The sequence below is a fragment of the Bradyrhizobium genosp. SA-4 str. CB756 genome (genome assembly GCF_000473125.1).
GTDB classification, from domain to species: Bacteria; Pseudomonadota; Alphaproteobacteria; order Rhizobiales; family Xanthobacteraceae; genus Bradyrhizobium; species Bradyrhizobium arachidis.
The window spans coordinates 3,175,664-3,190,281 of the sequence record NZ_KI421499.1 but is presented as its reverse complement, the minus strand read 5'-3'; the positions used below and the strand labels follow the sequence as shown (position 1 = coordinate 3,190,281).

13 protein-coding genes are annotated in these 14,618 nt (G+C 65.0%); 9 read left to right on the top strand and 4 right to left on the bottom strand.

Translation table 11 applies throughout. From position 1 onward, the window contains the following. Positions 1–289 precede the first annotated feature (289 nt). Positions 290–478, top strand: a complete 189-nt coding sequence (locus BRAGE_RS0115710) for a hypothetical protein (protein WP_027558038.1) — start codon at positions 290–292, stop codon at positions 476–478. Positions 479–614: 136 nt separating this feature from the next. Continuing rightward, positions 615–1,391 carry a mechanosensitive ion channel family protein gene (locus tag BRAGE_RS48695; protein ID WP_027558039.1) on the top strand — a complete coding sequence of 259 codons (777 nt, stop codon included), beginning with the start codon at positions 615–617 and terminating at the stop codon, positions 1,389–1,391. Between the two features lie 6 nt (positions 1,392–1,397). Here the strand turns inward: BRAGE_RS48695 and BRAGE_RS0115700 are convergent, their stop codons facing one another. Together BRAGE_RS0115700 and BRAGE_RS0115695 are read right to left on the bottom strand one after the other, a co-directional pair. Next, on the bottom strand, positions 1,398–2,006 hold the full coding sequence (locus tag BRAGE_RS0115700; RefSeq protein WP_027558040.1) for a CinA family protein: 609 nt from the start codon (positions 2,004–2,006) through the stop codon (positions 1,398–1,400). A 3-nt stretch (positions 2,007–2,009) separates the two neighbouring features. Further along, positions 2,010–3,191: a bifunctional 2-C-methyl-D-erythritol 4-phosphate cytidylyltransferase/2-C-methyl-D-erythritol 2,4-cyclodiphosphate synthase gene (locus BRAGE_RS0115695; RefSeq protein ID WP_027558041.1), complete on the bottom strand. Its 1,182-nt coding sequence runs from the start codon at positions 3,189–3,191 to the stop codon at positions 2,010–2,012. Positions 3,192–3,471: 280 nt separating this feature from the next. Between BRAGE_RS0115695 and dusB the strand changes: the two genes are divergently transcribed. From dusB to ntrC, 3 genes are read left to right on the top strand one after another with little or no spacing between them, the layout of a single operon-like run. Beyond that, positions 3,472–4,473, top strand: a complete 1,002-nt coding sequence (gene dusB, locus BRAGE_RS0115690) for a tRNA dihydrouridine synthase DusB (protein WP_181411719.1) — start codon at positions 3,472–3,474, stop codon at positions 4,471–4,473. Next, complete coding sequence (locus BRAGE_RS0115685; protein WP_027558043.1) at positions 4,470–5,642, top strand: two-component system sensor histidine kinase NtrB; 1,173 nt, start codon at positions 4,470–4,472, stop codon at positions 5,640–5,642. Before dusB ends, BRAGE_RS0115685 begins: the two co-directional genes overlap by 4 nt. A 9-nt stretch (positions 5,643–5,651) precedes the next feature. After that, entirely contained in the window at positions 5,652–7,094 is a 1,443-nt protein-coding gene (gene ntrC, locus BRAGE_RS0115680; RefSeq protein ID WP_027558044.1) for a nitrogen regulation protein NR(I), read from the top strand. 186 nt (positions 7,095–7,280) lie between these two features. Here the strand turns inward: ntrC and BRAGE_RS54565 are convergent, their stop codons facing one another. Further along, positions 7,281–7,427 carry a hypothetical protein gene (locus BRAGE_RS54565; RefSeq protein ID WP_167336466.1) on the bottom strand — a complete coding sequence of 49 codons (147 nt, stop codon included), beginning with the start codon at positions 7,425–7,427 and terminating at the stop codon, positions 7,281–7,283. Between the two features lie 174 nt (positions 7,428–7,601). On the opposite strand from BRAGE_RS54565, the gene BRAGE_RS0115670 reads away from it, so the two are divergent. The 4 genes from BRAGE_RS0115670 (at position 7,602) to hflX (ending at position 13,360) form a co-directional block, all read left to right on the top strand. Next, positions 7,602–9,992, top strand: a complete 2,391-nt coding sequence (locus tag BRAGE_RS0115670; protein ID WP_027558045.1) for a sensor histidine kinase — start codon at positions 7,602–7,604, stop codon at positions 9,990–9,992. A 17-nt stretch (positions 9,993–10,009) separates the two neighbouring features. Further along, the gene (locus tag BRAGE_RS0115665) at positions 10,010–11,380 is read left to right on the top strand and encodes a sigma-54-dependent transcriptional regulator (RefSeq protein ID WP_027558046.1); all 1,371 of its coding nucleotides are present in this window, start codon (positions 10,010–10,012) and stop codon (positions 11,378–11,380) included. A gap of 337 nt (positions 11,381–11,717) precedes the next feature. After that, positions 11,718–11,966 carry an RNA chaperone Hfq gene (gene hfq / locus BRAGE_RS0115660; protein ID WP_007591126.1) on the top strand — a complete coding sequence of 83 codons (249 nt, stop codon included), beginning with the start codon at positions 11,718–11,720 and terminating at the stop codon, positions 11,964–11,966. Positions 11,967–11,977: 11 nt separating this feature from the next. Beyond that, positions 11,978–13,360: a GTPase HflX gene (gene hflX / locus BRAGE_RS0115655; RefSeq protein WP_027558047.1), complete on the top strand. Its 1,383-nt coding sequence runs from the start codon at positions 11,978–11,980 to the stop codon at positions 13,358–13,360. Between the two features lie 128 nt (positions 13,361–13,488). Here the strand turns inward: hflX and BRAGE_RS0115650 are convergent, their stop codons facing one another. Beyond that, positions 13,489–14,517: a DUF2278 family protein gene (locus BRAGE_RS0115650; RefSeq protein ID WP_027558048.1), complete on the bottom strand. Its 1,029-nt coding sequence runs from the start codon at positions 14,515–14,517 to the stop codon at positions 13,489–13,491. Positions 14,518–14,618: the final 101 nt, after the last annotated feature.

Sequence of the window (14,618 nt, the reverse complement as noted above, 5' to 3'; positions counted from 1 at the left end):
CAATTCCGAAATTCGGTAAAGCGAAAGATTTTTGCGCGCGGCAATTGACCCTGGTCTGTTGTGCCGGTCGGGTAACACCTGTGCTTGTACCGAGGCGCTCCGGTCCGGCGCACAACCCACAATCCAAACTCCGCACACCAGAGGTGACAAGTGCAGTTTGTGCCAGAACGCTTCGAGCTGACGGAACACCCCTTGCTGTCCGCGGCACACCTTATTCAGCTGCATTCCGGAATGGACTCAACCAAAATGAGAGCCGGGCGTGGGGGCTTTTGTAGTTGGACCCGGGGACATGGCACGCTGGAAGCAATCGTGGAGTGAGCAAGACCTTAGCAGGCTGAAGACACTGGCAGGTACCAAGCCGATCACCGTGATCGCGAAGGAGCTCGGCCGGACCACAGGGACGGTGCTGGCGAAGGCGATCGAGCAGAAACTCCCCGTCATTCATCGGACCGAGCACCCGGCGCAGGAAACCTCGTAGCCCACATGGAGCCGACGGGTCGGCGCAGCGCGCCGCCCGATGTCTGGGTCCGCGGAATCCGGGACCTTTGTGACTGCCGCCGGGATCATTTCGCAGCGCCGCGAGTTCTCTCCCGATTGTTCGGGTTGGAGCCGCCATGACCATCAATTTCGACACGCTGAAAGCGTCGCTCGTGCTCTATGGGCTGAACGCGATCTACGCGATCCTGCTGCTGGCGCTCGGCTGGTATCTGTCCGGCGCGATGCAGCGTTTCGTCACGCGCGTCCTCAGCGTCACGCACCGGGTCGATCCGCTGGTGACCTTGTTCGTCGGCAGCCTCGCACGTTATGGCGTGCTCGCGGTGGTTGGCATCGCCGTGCTGCAGCTGTTCGGCATCCAGACCGCGAGCCTTGTCGCCGTACTGGGCGCGACGTCACTCGCTATTGGCTTGGCACTACAGGGCACGCTGTCCAATCTTGCCGCCGGCGTGATGCTGCTGCTGTTTCGGCCGTTCCACATCGGCGACGACGTCGAAATTGCCGGCAAGGCGGGGAAGGTGAGGTCGCTGTCGCTGTTCATCACCGAGCTTGTCGCGGCCGACAACACGCAGATCCTGCTGCCGAACGGGCAGGTGTGGGGCGCTGCGATCATCAACCACAGCGCCTATCCCGGGACGGGTGAGGTCAAGGTGGCGTTTCCGGTCAGGGCTGGCTCGGCCAATGCGCTGGCCGACCGGATATTGAAAGAGCTGCGTGAAGATCCGCGCGTCGACGATCACGCCGCGCCGTCGGTCAATGTGTCGAAGGTGATCGCCGCCGATCCAGCTGCACCCATCGTGGAATTGACGGTGAGTGCGAAGGTGAGGCCGTCGGATGCCGATGCGGTGAAGCAGCGCGTGCTCGATCATGCGAGCGCGCTGCTGGCCGCGGCGTGAGGTGCTTCAGCCCCTTGGCGAGCGCGGCGACCTGCGCTTCACGGCATGGCGGCGCGGCGAGCGGGTCACACGGGGGCGCAGGCGGCTTGCGGCCGCCCGTTGCGGCTTGGCCTGGACCTGCGGGCCGCGGGCGAGATCCGTCAGCATGCGAAGGGCCTCGACCACGGAGCGGGCGCGCACCGCGCTGCGGCCGATCGCACCGAAACGATGCTCCCGGTGGATGATGCGGCCGTCGCGGGCGGCCGCGGCGAAGTGCACGAGGCCGACCGGCTTGCCAGGCGTGGCGCCGCCCGGGCCGGCAATGCCGGTGATGGCGACCGCGAGATCGACGTCGGCGCGCTCCAGCGCGCCGACTGCCATCGCGATTGCGGTCTCCTTGCTGACAGCACCGAAATTCGTCAGCGTGCCGGCTTCCACACCCAGCATCGCGCGCTTGGCGTCGTTGGAATAGGTGACGAAGCCGCGATCGATCACGTCAGAGGAGCCGGGAATGTCGGTCAGCGCGCCGGCGACGAGGCCGCCGGTGCAGGACTCGGCCGTTGCGATCGTGAGCTTGCGCATCCGGCACAGATCGAGCAGCGAGCGGGAGAGGGCGCGTGCGTCGCTGCCGGCCATGGCCTAGATGCTCCAGGGCAGGCGGATGGTGGCGCTCGCGGTGGCCGCGATGCCTTCCTCGCGGCCGGTGAAGCCGAGCCGCTCGCTGGTCGTCGCCTTCACCGCGACGCGCGAGATGTCGACGCCTGAGATCTCCGCGATGCGCGCACGCATCGCGTCGCGAAGCGGACCGATCTTCGGCCGCTCGCAGATCATCGTGACCTCGAGATTGGCGATGCGGCCGCCACGCGCCGTAACGCGCTCGATGGCGTATTTCAGGAACTGGTCGGAGGAGGCGCCCTTCCACTTGGCATCGCTCGGCGGGAAGTGGGAGCCGATGTCGCCGTCGGCGAGCGCGCCGAGGATGGCATCCACCAGTGCATGCAGGCCGACATCGCCGTCGGAATGCGCCAGGAAGCCCTTGCTGTGCGGCACGCGCACGCCGCAGAGCATGACATGGTCGCCTTCGCCGAAGGCGTGCACGTCGTAGCCGGTGCCGGTCCTGATGTCGCCGAGCAGGCTGGCCAGGCGCGCTTCCTCGCGCACGAAATCCTCGGGGGTCGTGAGCTTCATATTGGCAACATCGCCTTCAAAGGTTGCAACCGTCAATCCCGCCCATTCGGCAATCGCGGCATCGTCGGTGAAATCGCTGCGTCCGTCCTTTGCCGCGCGACGATGCGCTTCGAGGATGACATCGAAACGAAAGGATTGCGGCGTCTGCGCGATTCGCAAGGCGGAGCGGTCCGGCGTGTCCTCGACATCGCCGCTCGCACTGGTGAGCTTGATGGTGTCGGTAACAGGAACGACGGGGATCGCAGCACCGGTGCGGCTCGCCGCCTCGATCGCGCGCGAGATCACGCCTGCCGAAACGAAGGGTCGCGCGGCGTCGTGGATCAGGACGATGTCCGGCTCGTGCTTTGCCAGCGCTTCGAGACCTGCGAGCACTGAGGCCTGCCGCGTCGCGCCGCCATTGGTCGGGGCTTCGTGCTTGAGACCTGCGACTGCCGCCGTGAACATGGCGCTGTCGTCGGGGTTCACGACCGGCTGCACCACAAACACATCAGGGTGGCGGCTGAAGGCTTCCATGGCGCGATGGATCACGGGCACGCCGCCGATCGTCCGATACTGCTTCGGCCCGCCGGCGCCTGCGCGCAGGCCACGTCCGGCCGCGACGAGGACAACTGCGGTGCGCTGTGGTTTCGCCATAGGACTCAAATACTCAGTTGCTAATGAATGGAGTCGGGGAGGGTGATTGTTGGAATGCCTCTAGCACGGCAGGCCCGCAATAAAAGGGGGTTTCCCTGGATTGTGGGAAACAGCATTTTGCTGCACTGCACTTGAAAGATTTGCAGAACTGTCTAAACTGTAGGCATGACGCTTGACTGCACAAGAATTGTGCGCAAGATAGGTCTTGGCAGGTGCGATGAGGCCCTGCCCAGTCAACGAGACTCCAGTGACCGGCTCGGCAGAATCAGGCTCTAAGCCGTTGAAAATAGGCGATATCGATGTCGCCACCCCGGTCTTCCTGGCGCCGATGTCGGGGGTGACTGACTCGCCCGTCCGTAAGCTCGCCGCCGAGCTGGGGGCCGGTCTCGTCGTCTCCGAAATGACCGCCAGCGATGAGCTGGCCAACGGCCACCGGATGTCCCGTTTGCGCTGCGAAGCGACCGGAATCGGCCCGCATGTGGTCCAGCTCGCCGGCTGCAAGGCGCACTGGATGGCGGAAGGCGCCCGCATTGCCGAAGCCGAAGGCGCCGACATCATCGACATCAACATGGGCTGCCCGGCCCGTCACGTGACCGGCGGCCAGTCCGGCTCGGCCCTGATGCGCGATCTCGACCACGCCGTCAGCCTGATCGACGCGACCATCGCCGCGGTGAAGGTGCCGGTGACGCTGAAGATGCGGCTCGGCTGGGACGACAGCACCCGCAACGCGCCCGAATTGGCGCGCCGCGCGGAGGCCGCCGGCGTCAAGCTCGTCACGGTGCATGGCCGCACCCGCTGCCAGTTCTACAAGGGCGAGGCTGATTGGGATGCGATCCGCGCCGTGCGCGAGGCCATCTCCATTCCGCTCGTCGTCAATGGCGACATCACGACCTACGAGACAGCGCTCGCGGCGCTCGATGCTTCCGGCGCCGATGCCGTAATGATTGGCCGCGGCGCGAACGGCCAGCCCTGGCTGCCGGGCCAGATCGGCCGCCGGCTGAAGGGCGGGGCAGCCGAAGCCGCGCCGTCGCTCGAAACGCAGCTGCATTATGTCCGCACACTCTATGAAGGCGTGTGCGCGCTCTACGGCCTGCGCATCGGCCTCAGGCACGCGCGCAAACATCTCGGCTGGGCGCTCGATGTTGCGGCGCAGGCGAGCCGCGCCCCGGCGGAGAAGCTGAAGGCCTGGCGCCAGACAATCCTCACCTCAGAGGATCCGCGCCTCGTCCACCAGTCGCTGCAAGATGCCTTCGACGACTTCGCATGGAGCGCTGCTGCATGAGCTCAGCCGCTGAACATCGCCGGCCGTCCGACAGCGACGCGATCCTCGACGCCTTGCCCAATCCCGTGCTGCTGATCGGGCCGGACGGCAAGATCGTCGGCGCCAATATCGCGACCGAGGCCTTCTTCGAGATCTCGACGCAGTTCCTGAAGAGGCAGTCGCTGAAAGAGCTGGTGCCGTTCGGCAGCCCCTTGCTGGCGCTGATCGACCAGGTGCGCTCCTCGAACTCGCCGGTCAACGAATACAAGGTGGATCTTGGCACACCGCGCATGGGCGGCGGCGACCGCCAGGTCGACCTGCATGTCGCGCCGCTCACGGAACGGCCCGGCCATATCGTGGTGATGCTCCAGGAGCGCACCATCGCCGACAAGATGGACCGCCAGCTCACCCATCGCAGCGCCGCGCGCTCGGTGATCGCACTGGCCGCGATGCTGGCGCATGAGATCAAGAATCCGCTCTCCGGGATCCGCGGCGCGGCGCAGCTCCTGGAGCAGCAGGCGTCCTCTGAAGACCGCATGCTGACGCGCCTGATCTGCGACGAGGCCGACCGCATCGTGACGCTGGTCGACCGCATGGAGGTGTTCGGCGACGAGCGCCCCGTGGTGCGCGGCCCCGTCAACATCCATTCCGTGCTCGACCACGTGAAGCGGCTGGCGCAGTCCGGCTTTGCCCGCAACATCCGCTTCATCGAGGATTACGATCCCTCGCTGCCACCAGTGCTGGCGAACCAGGACCAGCTGATCCAGGTGTTCCTCAATCTCGTGAAGAACGCCGCCGAAGCCCTGATCGACGTGCCCGACGCCGAGATCCAGCTCACCACCGCATTCCGTCCCGGCGTGCGCCTGTCAGTCCCCGGTCAAAAATCCCGGGTATCCCTTCCACTCGAATTCTGCGTGAGGGACAATGGACCAGGCGTGCCGGACGATCTTCTGCCCAACCTGTTCGATCCCTTCGTGACCACCAAGCAGACCGGCTCTGGCCTCGGTCTTGCTCTGGTTGCCAAGATCGTCGGCGATCACGGGGGCATCATCGAATGCGAATCTCAGCCGCGCAAGACCACCTTCCGCGTGCTGATGCCGATGTATTCCACATCGGTGAAACATGCCGATCAAAGCAGTCGCGCCGACTCTGCCGGGAAGCCGTCGCCTGCGTCACAGGGGGCGAAATGAGGATTAACGATGCCCGCAGGTAGCATTCTCGTTGCTGATGACGACACCGCCATCCGCACGGTTCTCAATCAGGCACTTTCCCGCGCCGGCTATGAAGTCAGGCTCACCGGCAACGCCGCAACGCTGTGGCGCTGGGTCAGCCAGGGGGAGGGCGATCTCGTCATCACCGACGTGGTGATGCCGGATGAAAACGCCTTCGACCTGTTGCCGCGAATCAAGAAGATGCGGCCCAATCTGCCGGTCATCGTCATGAGCGCGCAAAACACGTTCATGACGGCGATCCGCGCCTCCGAGCGCGGCGCCTATGAATATCTGCCAAAGCCCTTCGACCTGAAGGAGCTCATCGCCATCGTCGGCCGCGCGCTGGCCGAACCGAAGGAGCGGGTCTCGACGCCGGACGAGGACGCCGAGATGGAGGCGATCCCGCTGGTCGGACGCTCCCCGGCGATGCAGGAAATCTACCGCGTGCTGGCGCGGTTGATGCAAACCGATCTCACCGTGATGATCACCGGCGAATCCGGCACCGGCAAGGAGCTGGTGGCGCGCGCGCTGCACGATTACGGCAAGCGCCGCAACGGTCCGTTCGTCGCGGTCAACATGGCCGCGATCCCGCGCGACCTCATCGAGTCCGAGCTGTTCGGCCACGAGCGCGGCGCCTTCACCGGTGCCAACACCCGCGCCTCCGGCCGCTTCGAGCAGGCCGAGGGCGGCACGCTGTTCCTCGACGAGATCGGCGACATGCCGATGGAGGCGCAGACCCGATTGCTGCGTGTGCTGCAGCAGGGCGAATACACCACCGTTGGCGGCCGCACGCCGATCAAGACCGACGTGCGGATCGTCGCGGCCTCCAACAAGGATCTGCGCGTCCTGATCCAGCAGGGGCTGTTCCGCGAAGATCTGTTCTTCCGCCTCAACGTCGTGCCGCTGCGGCTGCCGCCCTTGCGCGAGCGCATCGAGGACCTGCCGGACCTCGTGCGGCACTTCTTCACGCTGGCCGAAAAAGATGGCCTGCCGCCGAAGAAGCTCGACGCCCTGGCGCTGGAGCGGCTGAAGCAGCACCGCTGGCCCGGCAACGTGCGCGAGCTCGAAAACCTCGCCCGGCGCCTCGCCGCGCTCTATCCGCAGGACGTCATCACCGCTTCCGTCATCGACGGCGAGCTGGCGCCGCCCGCGGTCAGTCCGGGTGCGGCGGTCCAGCAGGGCGTCGACAATCTCGGCGGCGCTGTGGAGGCGTATCTCTCCTCGCACTTCCAGGGCTTTCCGAACGGCATGCCGCCGCCGGGCCTCTATCACCGCATTCTCAAGGAGATCGAGGTCCCGCTGCTCACGGCCGCGCTCGCCGCGACCCGCGGCAACCAGATCCGCGCCGCGGACCTGCTCGGCCTCAACCGCAACACGCTGCGCAAGAAGATCCGGGATCTCGATATCCAGGTCTACCGCAGCGGGGGCTAGTCTTCGCGACAAACGCTAGAGGCGTTTGCGCGGAGGTGGCTCAGCTCCCCCTACCAGAGCGGAGCTGAGCCTGTCCGGATCGCGTTGGCCGTTGTGGCTGACGCGGTGAGCAGAAGTCCGGACCGGGCTGGAATGTTCCTCAGGAACATTCGAATAGTCATGCGACCGCTGAGCGCAGTGTCGGCGCTATCTGATCAAGCGCGCCACGACCGGCTGCATGTTGGCCATCTGCGCCGTCTGGTCCTGTCTGCTCGGGCCATTGACCAGCAGGTCGGAAGCTACGATCAGCAGCAGTACGGCCGAAACCATCATTGCGAGAAAGAACCTGTCCATGCCGGTCAAGCCGGAAGGGCGGCAATCCGTTCCGGCCGGCCGGACATAGGCCTGTGGATGCGCCGGTCCGCCGCGGGACAGACGCCGCGGAATTGTCGCAATTCGGCAACAATGTGGTACGAATACATCAGTATCCGCCCGCCGCGGACCCTCGTTTTCAGCACCATTGCCGGAATGACCAGCGCAGATACCTCGGCCGCACACTTCGACACGGCCCCACCGGAAGAGCCGCGCCGTTGGTCGGTGCGGCGCTGGCTGGCTCCGCTGGCCGTGGCCATGGCGCTGCTGTCGGCGCTCCTGACGTTCCTGGTCCTGACTGGCCTGACCCAGATCGAGCCGACGCCGGAGGTGGTCCGCTCGTTCTACCTGATCAACGCCGCCACCATCCTGCTCCTCGTCGGCATCATCGTTCGGGAACTCTGGCAGCTGATCCTGGCCCGCCGCCGCGGACGGGCGGCGGCGCGCCTTCATGTCCAGATCGTCAGCCTGTTCTCGATCGTGGCGGTGCTGCCGGCGGTGCTGGTCGCCGTCGTCGCCAACGTCACGATCGAGCGCGGTCTCGACCGGCTGTTCTCGGGCCCAACCAAGGAAGTGATCCAGAATTCGCTGACGATCGCGCGGGCCTACATGCAGGACCACGCGCAACTGATCCGCGGCGACATTCTCGGCATGGCCAACGACATCGCCCATGCGAGGCCGCTCTACGACCAGGATCGCCGCTCGTTCCGCGAGCTGCTGACCGCGAGCGCCGGCTCCCGCAATCTGCCGGGCGCGATGATCATCGACAAGAACACCAACATCCTGGAATCCGCCGACACCGGCATGCGGCTGGCCTATTCGCCGCCGGCCCCGGACTTCCTCAGCAACGTCAACGAATCCGAGCCCGAAATCGCGGTGCTACCGGATGCGAGCTTCGTCGCGGCGGTGATCCGCCTGCGCGCCTTCAACGACACCTTCCTCTACGTCGCGCGGCCGCTTGATCCCAACGTGGTCGCCCAGCTCAAGCAGACCGAGGTCAGCGTCGCCGAATACGCCCAGATCGAGTCACGGCGGCTCGGCATCCAGGTCGCCTTTGCGCTGATGTTCGCAGTGATCGCGCTGACGATTTTGATGGCCTCGGTGCTGATCGGCCTCAACTTCGCCAACTCGCTGGTCTCGCCGATCCGGCGGCTGATGAACGCGGCGCACACGGTCTCGACCGGCGATCTGCATGTCCAGGTGCCCGTGCACCAGTCCGAGGGCGATCTCGCGCAGCTGGGCGAGACCTTCAACAAGATGACGCAGGAATTGCGCAGCCAGCGCGACGAGCTCGTCAACGCCAGCGATCTCATCGACAGCCGCCGCCGCTTCATCGAGGCCGTGCTGTCCTCGGCGAGCGCCGGCATCATCGGCGTCGATACTTCGGGTAGCGTCGGCATCCTCAACCGCTCCGCCGAAAAGCTGATCGGGCACTCCGAAGCGGAGACGCTCGGCCATCCGCTGTCCGACGTGCTGCCCGAGCTCGACGAGATGATGAAGACGGCGCGGGAAGGGACCCAGCGCCTGGTGCAGGGCCAGATCACGATCACCCGCGACGGCGCCGAGCGCAATCTGTCGGTCCGCGTCAGCGCCGAGAAGAACCAGCCGCACGACAGCTACATCATCACGCTCGACGATATCACCGAGCTGGTCTCGGCGCAGCGCACCTCAGCCTGGGGCGACGTGGCGCGCCGCATCGCCCACGAGATCAAGAACCCGCTGACGCCGATCCAGCTGTCGGCCGAGCGCATCCGCCGCAAGTTCGGCAAGACCATCACCGAGGACAAGGACAAGCAGATCTTCGACCAGTGCACCGACACCATCGTGCGCCAGGTCGACGACATCAGGCGCATGGTCGACGAGTTCTCGCGCTTTGCGCGGATGCCGAAGCCGGTGATGGAAGGCGAGGACGTCGCCGACACCGTGCGGCAGGCCGTGTTCCTGATGAAGGTCGCCCATCCCGAGCTCGATATCGAGGCCGAGTTCAAGGAAGACCCGCTGCGCGCCCAGTTCGACCGGCGGCTGATCTCGCAGGCGGTCACCAATATCGTCAAGAACGCCACCGAGGCGATCGAGCAGGTCCCGCCCGAGGAGCTCGGCAAGGACGGCGGCAAGGGGCGTATCGACGTCGTGGTCTCGCGCGAAGGCACGGACGTGCTGATCGACGTCATCGACAACGGCATCGGCCTGCCCAAGGTCGCGCGCTCGCGGCTGCTTGAACCCTACGTGACCACGCGCGCCAAGGGCACCGGGCTTGGCCTTGCCATCGTCGGCCGCGTGCTGGAGGACCATGGCGGGCGCATCGAATTGAAGGACGCCTCCGACTTCCGCGAGGGCCAGCGTGGCGCCTGGATGCGCCTGCGCTTTGCGATCTCCGGCCAGCCCGCGAAGTCCGAGGTAGCCGATGCAGCACCGCCGGCCAAGGACGCGGCCAGCGCCGCTGTCAAGGACCAGGCGCAAGAAACAAAACGACCGTCGGCCGAAACCAAAGAGCCGGCAGAAAAGACCAATGATTCAACGAAAATCGAAGCCTCAACAGGCAGCTGAGAAGACAGGCGCGACCCATGGCTAGTGAAATTCTGATTGTCGATGATGAGGCCGATATTCGGGATCTCGTTGCGGGCATTCTCGAAGACGAGGGCTTTGTCACAAGGACTGCACGCGACAGCGATACGGCACTCGCCGAGATCGCCAACCGCAGGCCGCATCTGGTGTTTCTCGACATCTGGCTGCAGGGCTCCAAGCTCGACGGCTTGCAGCTGCTGGAGCAGGTCAAGAAGGACAATGCCGATCTGCCGGTCGTGATGATTTCCGGCCACGGCAACATCGAGACCGCGGTCGCCGCGATCAAGCGCGGCGCCTACGACTTCATCGAGAAGCCGTTCAAGGCCGACCGGCTGATCCTGGTCGCAACCCGAGCGTTGGAAAACTCGCGGCTCAAGCGCGAGGTCAAGGAGCTGAAGCAGCTGGCGCCGAGCGCAAGCCAGCTCGTCGGCCGCTCGCCGAGCATGAACCAGCTGCGCCAGACCATCGAGCGCGCGGCCAAGGCCAATAGCCGCATCCTGATCGTCGGCCCCGCCGGTGCCGGCAAGGAGCTGACCGCGCGCACGCTGCACACGGCTTCGGGCCGCGCCGACGGCCCCTTCGTCGTCATCAACGCCGCCGCGATCACGCCCGAGCGCATGGAGCACGAGCTGTTCGGCGTCGAGCAGTCCAATGGCGAGCAGCCGCGCAAGCCCGGCGCGCTGGAAGAGGCGCATGGCGGCACGCTGTTCATCGACGAGATCGCGGACATGCCGCGCGAGACCCAGAACAAGATCCTGCGCGTCCTGGTCGAGCAGTCGTTCCAGCGCGTCGGCGGCACCGCCAAGGTGCAGGTCGACGTGCGCATCATCTCCTCGACTGCACGCAATCTCGAGGAGGAGATCGCGGCCGGCCATTTCCGCGAGGACCTCTATCATCGCCTCTCGGTGGTGCCGATCCGCGTGCCCGCGCTGTCGGAGCGGCGCGAGGACATCCCGGAATTGATCGACTATTTCATGGAGCAGATCTCGGCCGGCAGTGGCCTGCCCAAGCGGCAGATCGGGCAGGACGCGATGGCGGTTCTGCAATCGCATGTCTGGCCCGGCAATGTGCGCCAGCTCCGCAACAACGTTGAGAGGGTCATGATTCTGGCAGCGGGCGGCCCGGAGGTGATCATCACCGCCGACATGCTGCCGCAGGACGTCGGCTCGATGGTGCCGGCGATGCCGACCAGCAACAATGGCGAGCACATCATGGGCCTGCCGCTGCGCGAGGCGCGCGAAGTGTTCGAGCGCGACTATTTGATTGCACAGATCAGCCGTTTTTCAGGAAATATTTCTCGTACGGCCGAGTTCGTTGGCATGGAACGGTCGGCCTTGCACCGGAAGTTGAAGGCGCTCGGGGTCGGGTGACGATGCGGGATACTGGTCAGCATACAGAGGACGCGTCAAAAGCGGGAATCCAGAGCCTCCGTACAGTTACCGTCGGAAATGGCTCTGGCGCCGCGACGTTGCGGCCACACCTTTAGGGATTGGCGAGGAAAATCATCTATTTCCGTAGTTTTTCGGAGAAAACGGACGTGGTCTGCCGTGTGAAGCGGCTTGCCTAATAACCCGTCCTGCCCTCTAATCGAACTGCTGTTCCTCCGAGGGGGATCTCATGAGGAGCGGCAACCGGATGAGACCCCATATTTTGAAAAGCGGGGCGCAACCGGCGCAATAAAAAGAAACTCAAAGCGAGAAAAAAACAATGGCGGCAGACCGCGCACAAAACCTACAGGACACCTTCCTTAATCACGTTCGCAAAACCAAGACGCCACTGACGATCTTTCTGGTCAACGGAGTGAAGCTCCAGGGCATCGTGACCTGGTTCGACAATTTCTGTTTGCTGCTTCGGCGCGACGGTCATTCGCAGCTCGTCTACAAGCATGCGATCTCGACCATCATGCCGGGCGCTCCGATCCAGTTGTTCGAAGGCGGCGAGGATCAGCCGGCTTGAGAGTGATCTGATTGGAACCCCGGAATTTCGACGGGGATGCCGACCGTCCGCGGTCGGCTGGGGCTAAGCAGACGGGGCGGGTGCTTGTCATCGGCCCCTACTTGCGAGCGCGCGCGGGAAGTGCCGACGCGCAATCGGAGAGCCATGTTCGGCGTGACGCCGAGGCCCGGCTCGACGAAGCCGCTGGCCTCGCGCGCGCGATCGACCTCGTCATTGCCGACGCCATCATCGCGCCGATCAGCCAGATCCGGCCCGCGACCTATATCGGCAAGGGCAAGGTCGAGGAGATCGCCGCGCTGGCCAAGAGCCTCGACGTCGAGCTCGTGGTGATGGATTGCGCGCTGGCGCCGATCCAGCAGCGCAATCTCGAAAAGGAATTGCACGCCAAGGTGCTCGACCGCACCGGCCTCATCCTCGAAATCTTCGGCCGCCGCGCCAAGACCAAGGAGGGCTCGCTCCAGGTCGAGCTGGCGCATCTCAACTACCAGCGTTCGCGCCTGGTGCGGTCCTGGACCCATCTGGAGCGCCAGCGCGGCGGTTTCGGATTCATGGGCGGTCCCGGCGAGACCCAGATCGAGGCCGACCGCCGCCTGATCCAGGAGCGCATCACCAAGCTCGAGGGCGAGCTGAAGAAGGTGCAGGCGACGCGGCGGCTGCATCGCGCCGGCCGCCAGCGCGTGCCGTACCGCGTGGTCGCGCTGGTCGGCTACACCAACGCCGGCAAGTCGACGCTGTTCAACCGCCTGACCCGCGCCGACGTGCAGGCCGCCGACATGCTGTTCGCAACGCTCGACCCGACCTTGCGCGCGCTCAACCTGCCGCATGGCGGCAAGGCGATGCTGTCCGACACCGTCGGCTTCATCTCGAACCTGCCGACGCAGCTGGTCGCCGCCTTCCGCGCCACGCTGGAGGAGGTGCTGGAGGCCGACGTCATCCTGCACGTCCGTGACATCTCGCATGAGGACGCCGAGGCCCAGCAGAGCGACGTCGACGCCGTGCTGCGCCAGCTCGGCATCAACCCCGATGACTCTGGCCGCATCATCGAGGTCTGGAACAAGATCGATCGTTACGATCCCGAGCAGCGCGAAGAGCTCTTGAACATCGCCGCGCGCAGGCCGGAGGATCATCCGGCGATGCTGGTCTCCGCCGTGTCGGGCGAGGGGATCGACGCACTGCTCGCCGCGATCGAAGAGCGGTTAGCGGCCAAGCGCACCACGCTCGATCTCTCCATCGACGCCGCCGACGGCGCCGGCATCAGCTGGCTGCATCGCAATTCCGAGGTGCTGGCGAAAGAGCTGCACGACGGCCGCTTCGACATGACCGTGCGGGTCGACGAGACCAAGCGGGATATCGTGGTGAACAGGTTCGACGCCGTGCCGCGTCTGTCGGCGTAATCCAGCCCCACTTTGTAGCCCGGATGGAGCGAAGCGAAATCCGGGATGTCACAACGCGACGCGCCCCGGATTGCGCTTCGCTCCATCCGGGCTACGGACTTTCTGCGTAAGCCTTGTGACTCAGGACACTAGAACGGAATGGTCAGGCCCGGAGTTTTCGCTTGCGCCCTGGTATAGGCGACGCCGTGGATCTTGATCCCATGATCGTCCAGCAGCGAAATGATGCCGCCTTGGTTCGACAGTTCCATCGGCTTCTGAACGACAACGGCCAGCGTGCCGCCGGCCGCGATCGTCCCTGACAGCACCATCTTGTTCTTCTGCTTGTCGGCCAGCATCCAGCCGGTGAGATCGATGTCGCGATCGGCCGTGTTGAGCAGCGTCACGACTTCCCGCTCGGGCGTCTTCACAGCGTTGACGAGTGCCGCAATGATGCGCACGAGGCCGTCGGGCATCTGCCCGGTCGGAGGGATCGTCGGATCCGGCCGCGGTGTCGGCGTGCCGCCGCCGAGATCGATGGGATCACCGGTCTTGTCGTCGGTGTGCCAGGCCTGCGTCTGGAATTTGAGGAAGATCGCGGTCCATAGGTTCTGATCCGGGAATTCGAACACCAGCCCTCCGTCCTGCCACGGTCCGTTGTCGCCGGAGAATTTTCCGCTCGGATTTCCCTGATTCATATGGATATCGTGAATGCCGCGTCCGGGGCGGAAACCGAAATAATTGTCCGCTTTCGGCTCGGGTCCCCATGTCTCGCCGAACGCGTACATCATCGCGTTTTCGTTCGAGAGAGCACGCTGGACGAACTGGTCGAGTTTCTCGTTGAGGTCATTGTCCGGTCCGGGCAAGGACAGCGGGAGCGGCACCATCTCCTGCGGCTGCATCAGATTTCCACGAATGAAGTCGAGCGCGAGACCGCCCGGTCTCGGCGGTTGCGCGTGCAGTCCCGGCGGCAGCGCCGCGAGCTGGTCCGTGATCGGATGGACAAAGCGCGATCGCACCAGGAACTCGACTTCGCTGCCGTCGGCCGACTGCACATTGACGGCGATGCGGAAATCCGCGTTGTCGGCCACGATATGGACTTGATAGTGCGGCGATTGGCCAGTGCCGAAACGCATCGCGATCGGGCGTCCCTTGAGGACCGAATAGTGCTTCAGTGGCATCGCACTCACCTGTGTTTCGGCTGCGCGGGCTTCGTTATTCAACTTTAGACTGCGGGTCGTGACGGTTTCATGGCTTCATCGTCTCGGCCGCATTCAGGAAA